Consider the following 8,699-nt stretch of genomic DNA (forward strand, 5'->3'; position numbering starts at 1 on the left):
TAACTACCCTGATGTAACCCAAAGAGTAACAGGGTATCTGTACCAGACACTGATTACCGACAGAAAAACGGAAATAATGATATGCCCAAGATCGAACCGATGATCCTGGCTGTCCCCAAGGGACGTATTCTCAAGGAACTGTTGCCGCTGATGAAAGCTGCCGGGATTGAACCCGAGGCTTCCTTTTTTGACGACAAGTGTCGCCAGTTGCGCTTTGCCACCAATGTTGACTATCTCGAACTGATCCGGGTCCGCAGTTTTGACGTGCCGACCTTTGTTGCCTTTGGCGCTGCACACCTTGGTGTGGCAGGCAGCGATGTGGTGATGGAATTTGACTATCCCGAAATCTATGCGCCAGTTGATCTGAAAATCGGTCACTGTCGCATGTCTGTCGCCGCGCCGAGAACCCTGTTGAAAACTGAAGACCCGGCGCAGTGGAGCCATATCCGGGTGGCGACCAAATATCCCAAAATTACCCAACGCCACTTTGCCGCGCGGGGCGTTCAGGCTGAATGTATCAAGCTGAACGGAGCGATGGAACTGGCACCAAATCTGGGGCTCTGTCGTCGTATTGTCGATCTGGTTTCTTCCGGGGCAACGCTGGAAGCAAACGGCCTGGCAGAGGTTGAAAAGATTGCCGAGGTTTCCTCGCGCTTTGTGGTCAACCGTGCGGCTTTGAAGACCCGTCCATCAGAGATCAATCACTGGATCCGCAGTTTTCAGGAGGCCGTCAATGCCGCGTGAACTCAAGGCTGATGCCGCCGACTTTGAAAACCACTTCCTTGATCTGTTGTCTTCGAAACGCGAAGCCTCGGTCGATGTAAATGATACGGTTGCCGAAATCCTCGCCGATGTAAGGCAGCGGGGCGATGCGGCGCTGTTGAACTATACCAGGCGTTTTGACCGTCTGGAGCTGACGGCTGATGAGTTGCGCGTTACCCCTGCCGAGATCGAGGCGGCGGTTGCTGCCTGTAACCCTGACTCGATCGAGGCGCTGAAACTGGCTGCGGCCCGTATTACCGACTACCACGCCCGGCAAAAGCCCGAGGACCTGCGCTATACCGATCCTGTCGGTGTGCAGCTTGGCCATCGCTGGACGGCTGTTGAAGCTGCAGGGCTTTACGTTCCCGGAGGAACAGCAAGTTATCCTTCCTCGGTTCTGATGAATGCCCTGCCAGCCAAGGTGGCCGGGGTGGATCGTCTTGTCATGGTGGTGCCGACCCCTGATGGTGTGCTCAATCCGCTTGTTCTGGCAGCAGCTTCGATTGCCGGGGTTGACGAGATATACCGGGTTGGCGGGGCGCAGGCTGTTGGTGCCCTGGCCTATGGTACTGAAACGATTGACCCGGTTGATATCATTGTTGGACCGGGCAATGCCTATGTTGCGGCAGCGAAAAAACAGGTTTTTGGGATTGTCGGGATCGATATGATTGCCGGGCCATCGGAAATCCTTGTGATTGCCGATGGCAAGAACAACCCGCGCTGGATTGCTGCTGATCTCTTGGCTCAGGCAGAGCACGATACAGCAGCCCAGTCGATCCTGATTACCGATGATGCCGATTTTGCCAGAGCAGTTGAACAGGCAATCGCGATCCATCTCCAGACCCTGACGCGCAGCGAGATCGCACGGGAGAGCTGGGAAGATCATGGGGCGATTATTCTGGTTGATGATCTGGAGCAGGCGGTGCCCCTGACCAATCGTCTGGCACCCGAGCATCTGGAAATTGCGGTGGATGACCCTGAGCCGCTTGCGGCTAAAATTCGCAATGCGGGGGCCATTTTCCTTGGGCGTCATACGGCAGAGGTGATCGGTGACTATGTTGCCGGGCCAAACCACGTGCTTCCAACTGCCCGTTCGGCTCGTTTTTCCTCGGGCCTTTCGGTGCTCAATTTCATGAAACGCACCTCTTTGATCTCCTGTGATGCCCAAAGCCTGAAAGCTATTGGTCCGGCGGCAGTTACCCTGGCCCGCGAAGAAGGCCTGACAGCCCATGCCCTATCGGTTTCCCTTCGTCTGGAAGAATAACCTGCGATCCGGAAGGCCCCGGGGCAAGGCATTGATCATTGCTTTCGCCCCGGATAATTTCAATGTTATTCAGATATCATAAAGATCGGAATGTTAGGCTCCTTAACAGAAGCCTTGTCTTACCGGGGCCAGTTCAGCAAAATCATTTGCAGAATCACATTCCGGTGTATGGATCGGGAATAGCAAGGGGGAGGCCGGATGCAGGATCAGGACGCAGAGAAAAGCAGCCATCACCTTGTCCATATTCATCTGGATGAATTCTCCCTGACCCGTTCGACCCCGGATGTGGAAAAGGAACGGGCGATTGCGGTTTATGATCTGCTTGAGCAAAACAACTTCAGGCCAACGGGTTCTGAAGTAGGGCCTTATAAACTTGACCTTTCTATTGTGGAAAATCGTCTGTTGTTCAAGGTGAGCCTGGAAAATGACGATCTGCTTTGCGAGCATATTCTCTCTCTGACGCCGCTGCGTCGGATTATACGTGACTATTTTTCCGTTTGTGCAACCTATTTCGAGGCAATCAAGTCAGCCAGCCCGGCCAAGATCGAAGCCATTGATATGGGGCGGCGCGGACTGCATAACGAAGGATCTGAAATTCTCCAGCAGCGTCTGGATGGTAAAATCGAAATTGATTTTAACACCGCCCGACGTCTTTTCACCCTGATCTGTGCACTGCACTACGTTCGGGGCTAGTATCTTGAGCGATCTGCCCGGTGCCGTCCTTTTTGCCTGTACTCATAATGCCGTGCGCTCACCCATGGCCGAAGGGCTGCTGAAACATCTGCTGGGCCACAAAATCTTTGTTGATTCTGTTGGCGTGCGCCCGCAGGAAGTTGACGGCTTTGTCATCGAGGTGATGGAGGAAATCGGGGTCGATATCTCTCGCCACCGGGCCAAGGACTTTAATGATCTCGAAGACAGCTCTTTTGATCTGATTATCAGCCTGTCTCCAGAGGCACAGCACTCTGCAGTGGAAATGACCCGGACCATGGCCTGTGATGTGGAGTTCTGGCACACCTTTGATCCTGGTCTGATTGAAGGCAGCAGGGAAACCCGCTTGCAGGCTTACCGCCAGGTGCGTGATTTCCTGCGCAAGAAGATTGAAGAACGCTTTACCATGGATCTCAAACCTGTCGTCTGATTGCCTTGTTTATTTATGCCTCTGTCTCTGTCTCTGTCTCTGTCTCTGTCTCTGTCTCTGTCTCTGTCTCAGATCTTCCCTAAGTGAAGGCCCGTCTTTCTGACCATCCCTTTTGAGGGGTATTTGCTGTTCTTGACAGTGTAGGGCAAGTGTCCTAATTATTTTATAGGGCAATCGTCCTACAGCAGGGGCGCCTGTATCGCTTGACAGGCAGTATGATTTTTCAAGAATTCTGACAAAGCGGGATAAGTTTATGAGTACAACGACAATAGGTCCGGATGGTAAGGCACGCTGTCGCTGGTGCGATGCTGCGCCCGAGTTCTTCCATTATCATGATACTGAATGGGGTTTTCCGGTCGGTGAGGATCGTCGCCTGTTTGAAAAGCTCTGTCTGGAGAGCTTTCAGTCGGGGTTGAGCTGGCGCACGATCCTGGCCAAACGCGAAAATTTCCGGGCGGCGTTCCATCATTTTGATTTCAACAAAATGGCAACGTTTGATGAAGGTGATATTGAACGCCTGCTTCAGAATGAAGGGATTGTCCGGCATCGGGGCAAGATCGAGGCTGTAATCAACAATGCCCGGCGGGCGCAAGAGCTGGTCAAGCGGGAAGGATCTCTCGCGGCCTTTCTCTGGAGCTATGAACCGGAGCCCTCCCGTCTTGCCGAACCACAGACGGCCTCAACCTCGGCGGAATCTGTGGCCCTGTCAAAGGACCTGAAAAAGATGGGCTGGAAATTTGTTGGTCCAACCACCGTTTATGCCTTCATGCAGGCCATGGGTTTGATCAACGATCATGTTGAGGGCTGTGTGATGAGAGAAGAAGTCGCGAAGGCCCGGAGCAATTTCAAGCGGCCCGGACGTTGATCCTGCCACTCGGGCGACACTTATGTCAGAAATTCGGATTATGGCTTCGATTGTTATCAGCTTGAACTGAATTTCCTTTTATGATTGTGTGCTCTTTTTGGGGGAATAAATATGAAAAAACTGGTTCTGATGGTGGTGGTGTCTCTGTTCTTGAGTGCCTGTGTGACAACACAGCAAAAGGCTGAATACACTCAAGGCCAAGAGTTTGAAGATTTCATTGTTGCTGGCAGTAGGGAGGTACAGATCCCATTACCTGAAGGTAAGTGGGTTTTGGCAGGTCAGGGCATTGAGACAAATGATGTAAGCACAAGATTTCAATCGTTTGTTCTTATTCAGACTGAGAATGATGTCCTGAGCAAGATTGTAAATTTCACAGTTTCGATTGATCAGGCGCGATGGGGATATGTGTTCGGAAAAATCTGCGAGCGAAAAGATGTACTGTTTGTGGAGAAAAAAGGGAATTATGCCGGGCGCTCTCAGGATTGCACGGTCATTCAGCACTGGGTAACGACTGCCGGGAGTGAAGATCCACAAGAATGGATTCAGGCTGATCGTTATATGGATGAAAATCTGATTTCACGTCCGAAGAATATCCTGGTCACTCAATATCGAAAAGTAACCAGGGAGCACTATTTAAATCTGGTGTACGGTGCTAATCCGGAGCTGGATGGCTTTGCGGCTCCAGTGAGTGATGAGTGGGAAATGAGTCCATGGCATAAAGACAGGTATCTGAAGAGTCCTGACAGAGAGAAATATGTTGAGGATTTGATCGGATGGGCAAAAGAATGGGATGCCAAAGTGGACGCGGGTATCAAGCGTCAATTGGCTTCAGTCAATTAAGATCATTGATCGTTTGATAATACAGGTAGCGTAGAAATGAGGGGGGAAGCTCCCCTCATTTTTGTTTAGGGGATGTGATCTTAATTCGTCACTGCATTCAGAGGCTTGCGGGAAGGGGGGAAATGACCGTGCTTCTCGTAAAGCTGTTCCAGCGTGCCGTCAGCCTTGATCATCTGGAAACCTTTGTCCAGGCGTTGGGCGATGTCCTGGGCGTCCGGGCGTATCCGGCTGATACCCGGATGGATGTGGTCGAGATAAAGCGTCTCCAGATAGGTCACTTCGTCTGATCTTTCCAGATGTTGACTTTGCAACAGCTGGTGCCCCATCATCCGCCCGGTAAAAAGAACCTCAAAACGTTTTTCGATCAGCATTTTCATGCCGTCTATTTCTTTGGGGTAAGGGCTTATTCTGATGTCCTCCCCGATCAGTCCCTGTAGAATTTCGAAATAGCTGCTGCCTTTGAGAGAGCCAAAGCTGTACTCTTGCAAGTCTTTGAGTTGACCGAGCTTGATGCCACTGTCCCTGCGGACAAAAATTCCGATTTCAATCTCCCAGAAGGCCTGATTGGTATAGGTAATCCAGTTCTTGTTTTCTGCGGCATAGGTGAGACATGAAATTCCGTCGATTTCCCCTTTTTTGACACCGGCAATCACGCGATTCCAGGGGAGGACAAGGTGCTGGACCTGAAGGTCCACCCTTTCTCCCGACAGGGTGATGATTTCACTGAGCAACCCGGTGTCTTTTCTGGCCTCGTCTATCAGGGGTTTCCAGCTGTTGCAGGCCATGATCAAAGGCTCAGCCTGAGCTGTTAGGCTCAGCAACATCGCCAGCACAAGGGAAGAGGCAAATCGCAGTATCATGGAAACTATTCAGGTTGATGATAAAAAACACTATTTTACAATAGAACCCTATTATTAAAAAAGAGATTAACAGCTGATATTTTCCCGACATTATCCTTATCAGCATTTTTACAGGCGAGAATTATTTTTGGGAGAAAATGGAAAGGGGGCGACATCAGGCGGTGAGGAGCAACGTCGAGATGATACTGATCTGGTCCTGTTAACCGCTCAAATCGCTTCAGGTTGTCTGTCTTAAATTGTTTCTGTAAGTTTTATTTGCTATCACCCTGGCGGGCAGTTGCTGATTGGCGACTTCTCCTTCCTGGTTCGGATGTCTCTTTTTTGCAGATTTTATGTTCTGCGGGCGAGAGTATGCAGAGGAACCACTTTTAAATCATGCAGGATCCGAAATTTTCATGCAGCTTGTCACGCGCCATTCTTCTGCTCCCTTTGTTCTCGCTTCAGCTTCTCCGCGTCGTCAGGAACTCTTGCTGCAGATTGGAATAACACCTGATCTGATCGATCCGGCTGATTTGGATGAACGCCCTAAAAACCGGGAGCTGCCTGCTGACTATGCCAAAAGGATTTCGCACGAGAAGGCAGCTGTGGTTGCCGCGCGCCAAGCGGGGGCTTTTGTCCTGGCAGCTGATACTGTTGTGGCTGTTGGTCGCCGGATTCTGCCTAAAGCAGAAACCGAGCAGGAAGCCCGGTTGTGTTTAAATCTCCTGTCTGGGCGACGTCACAGAGTGATGACGGGCCATGTTCTGGTGACACCCGAAGGGCTGGTTCGCCAGCGGCTGGTTCAGACGGCTGTAAGGTTCAAACGGCTCCACGCCAGCGAAATCGAGGCTTATATTGACAGCGGGGACTGGCAGGGCAAGGCTGGTGGTTACGCTATACAGGGTGGGGCAGCGGCTTTTATTCCAGCAATTAACGGCTCTTATACCAATGTCGTGGGGTTGTCGTTACCTGAAGTAACCAGCCTTCTGGTTGGAAACGGGTTTTAGCCGGGTCAAGGCCGGGCAGCCAGAGGATGAAGCGGGAGCGTGCAATATGTCTGCACTGATCTGTATCGACTATCTGCCGGGCTTGTTGCGGGCTGCGCGTCTGGAGGATGATCGCCTTGAGGATATCCTCATTTTGCGTGATGACCGGCCGGTGTATGTTGGCAACAAGTATGACGGGCGATTGGTCTCTCTTGATCGGGGGCTTGATGCTGCTTTTGTTGACATTGGTCTGAGCCAGCCCGGTTTCCTGCCAATGGGCGAGGTGGCCAGAAGCCTGAAGGCAGAGAAAGGGCTTTCTGAAGGGGATTATCTCCGGGTGGAAGTGACCCGTGAGGGAGCGGATGGTAAAGGGGTGCGCTTGCGTGCCCGGGGAGATGCTGTCCCTTCTGGGAAAAAGGTTTCTCTGGTGCAGGCCTGCGATCCTCTGGCTGACTGGCTGAGGCGGCAAGAAGTATTACCTGAAGAAATTCTTGTGACAGATGCGGGGGTACTCCGTCGCTTGCGCCTGCTGTTCGCAGATCCAGAAGCAGGGTTTCCTGTGGATGAAATCACGAACTGTGATCTTTCCTTGCAGGCTGACAAGCCAAATCTTTTTGAAGCTATGGGGCTGGAGGAAGCCCTGGAAAACCTGTTGCAGGTTGATGTTCCGCTATCTTCGGGGGGAAGTCTGATTATTGAACAGGGACGGAGCCTGACCGCGGTTGATGTCAATAAAGGCAGTATGCAACATAACGGCGGGAACGAAATGTTGCATTTGTTGCTGTGCCAGGAGGCATCAGTCGAGATTGCCCGACAACTTCGGCTGCGGAATATAGCCGGGCGTATTCTGATTGATTTTCCGCATCTGAAGGCGCCGGAGAGCCGGAAGAAGCTTCAGGCCTGTCTCAAGGGAGAACTGAAACGCGATCCGGTCGGGCATAAACTTTTCCCGCTCTATCTCTCGGGCCTGCAGGAATTGACCCGGAAGCGGGCAGGGCGCTCGCTCCAGGAATTGCTGCTGCGCCCTGTGGGGATAGGTGGACTTGGTCATGAGCCTGACGCGTCAGCTGTTGCTTACGCGGCTTTGCGCCGTCTGTGGTGTTCTTGTGTGAGGGGCGGACAGAAAGGGCACGGCGAGATTTCAGGGGCCTCCCGCGGGCCGGAATTGGTTGTGGCGGCCGATGTAGCAGAAATTCTGGAAAAGAGTGCAGCCCGTTCTTATGTTGAAGATCGAATTGGCTGGAAGATCAGAATAGAATCACATCCGGCACAGGTAGAAGGCTTTACAGTTAACATCTGAGCCATGATAAATGCCAGAGAGTGAATTTGTTGAGAATAAAGACCGAGAAACAACATGTCTGATCCCGTACTGAAAAAAGCCCGCTGCCCGATTTGCAAAGGGGAATCTGCCGTTGACTATAAACCTTTCTGTTCGCGGCGCTGTGCTGATGTCGATTTGAATCGCTGGTTGAGCGAAAGCTATCGGATTCCAACTTCGGAACGGTCTGTTGATTCGGCGGATGACGATGAAATCCTGTGACTTTTCGGTCGGTTAAGGGGTTGAAATAAAGAAAAAACTGTTTTTTGTATTTTTCTTGATAATAGGACTGGACAGGACCGAAATCATTTTCTATAAGCCCTTTCATCGGCGGCCAACAAGTACGGTCAGCCCACGGTGCCCAGATAGCTCAGTTGGTAGAGCAGCGGACTGAAAATCCGCGTGTCGGTGGTTCAAATCCGCCTCTGGGCACCATTTATTCTCCCTTACATTCCTGATGTTTCGCCCGGCGAGTTTTTGCTTAGTGATTCTGTTGCTTTGTTTTTCTCCTTTTACCGGGGGAAGTTATTGAACGAAAACAGAAGCTGTGGTGTGTTTTCCGTATTTTCCTGAAACCTCTCCGATCTAACATTACGTCTTGAGTGTCTAAAGCCTTTTGCTTTTAATCTGAGACATATCCAGCAGCCTTGAAGAAATTCCAGCATTCGGAAGGATCGTAGAGAT

10 protein-coding genes and 1 tRNA gene are annotated in these 8,699 nt (G+C 51.5%); 10 read left to right on the forward strand and 1 reads right to left on the reverse strand.

Features of this window, described 5'->3' with window-relative positions; genetic code table 11:
- The first annotated feature begins 81 nt into the window (after positions 1–81).
- From hisG to O4H49_RS04680, 6 genes are all read left to right on the forward strand, one after another.
- A complete protein-coding gene (gene hisG / locus O4H49_RS04655; RefSeq protein WP_269422251.1) occupies positions 82–744 on the forward strand; it encodes an ATP phosphoribosyltransferase in 663 nt (220 codons plus the stop codon).
- Positions 734–2,026 (forward strand): histidinol dehydrogenase, encoded by a 1,293-nt coding sequence (gene hisD, locus O4H49_RS04660; protein WP_269422252.1) that lies wholly within the window; start codon positions 734–736, stop codon positions 2,024–2,026. Before hisG ends, hisD begins: the two co-directional genes overlap by 11 nt.
- 198 nt (positions 2,027–2,224) lie before the next feature.
- Positions 2,225–2,719, forward strand: a complete 495-nt coding sequence (locus tag O4H49_RS04665; RefSeq protein ID WP_269422253.1) for a UPF0262 family protein — start codon at positions 2,225–2,227, stop codon at positions 2,717–2,719.
- A gap of 4 nt (positions 2,720–2,723) precedes the next feature.
- Positions 2,724–3,167, forward strand: coding sequence for an arsenate reductase ArsC (locus O4H49_RS04670; RefSeq protein WP_020592057.1), 444 nt, complete (start codon positions 2,724–2,726; stop codon positions 3,165–3,167).
- A 253-nt stretch (positions 3,168–3,420) separates the two neighbouring features.
- Positions 3,421–4,032: a DNA-3-methyladenine glycosylase I gene (locus tag O4H49_RS04675; protein WP_269422254.1), complete on the forward strand. Its 612-nt coding sequence runs from the start codon at positions 3,421–3,423 to the stop codon at positions 4,030–4,032.
- A 111-nt stretch (positions 4,033–4,143) separates the two neighbouring features.
- Positions 4,144–4,872 (forward strand): hypothetical protein, encoded by a 729-nt coding sequence (locus O4H49_RS04680; protein ID WP_269422255.1) that lies wholly within the window; start codon positions 4,144–4,146, stop codon positions 4,870–4,872.
- A gap of 80 nt (positions 4,873–4,952) precedes the next feature.
- Here the strand turns inward: O4H49_RS04680 and O4H49_RS04685 are convergent, their stop codons facing one another.
- Entirely contained in the window at positions 4,953–5,732 is a 780-nt protein-coding gene (locus O4H49_RS04685; protein WP_269422256.1) for a substrate-binding periplasmic protein, read from the reverse strand.
- Positions 5,733–6,127: 395 nt separating this feature from the next.
- Here O4H49_RS04685 and O4H49_RS04690 point away from each other — a divergent pair, with 395 nt between their 5' ends.
- From O4H49_RS04690 to O4H49_RS04705, 4 genes are all read left to right on the forward strand, one after another.
- Positions 6,128–6,718, forward strand: a complete 591-nt coding sequence (locus O4H49_RS04690) for a Maf family protein (protein ID WP_269422257.1) — start codon at positions 6,128–6,130, stop codon at positions 6,716–6,718.
- 46 nt (positions 6,719–6,764) lie between these two features.
- Positions 6,765–7,997 carry a ribonuclease E/G gene (locus tag O4H49_RS04695; RefSeq protein ID WP_269422258.1) on the forward strand — a complete coding sequence of 411 codons (1,233 nt, stop codon included), beginning with the start codon at positions 6,765–6,767 and terminating at the stop codon, positions 7,995–7,997.
- Positions 7,998–8,051: 54 nt separating this feature from the next.
- Positions 8,052–8,237, forward strand: coding sequence for a DNA gyrase inhibitor YacG (locus tag O4H49_RS04700; protein ID WP_269422259.1), 186 nt, complete (start codon positions 8,052–8,054; stop codon positions 8,235–8,237).
- Between the two features lie 137 nt (positions 8,238–8,374).
- Positions 8,375–8,450: transfer RNA gene (locus O4H49_RS04705), tRNA-Phe, on the forward strand.
- Positions 8,451–8,699: the final 249 nt, after the last annotated feature.

The sequence above is a fragment of the Kiloniella laminariae genome, from assembly GCF_027214005.1.
Lineage (GTDB): Bacteria > Pseudomonadota > Alphaproteobacteria > Kiloniellales > Kiloniellaceae > Kiloniella > Kiloniella laminariae_A.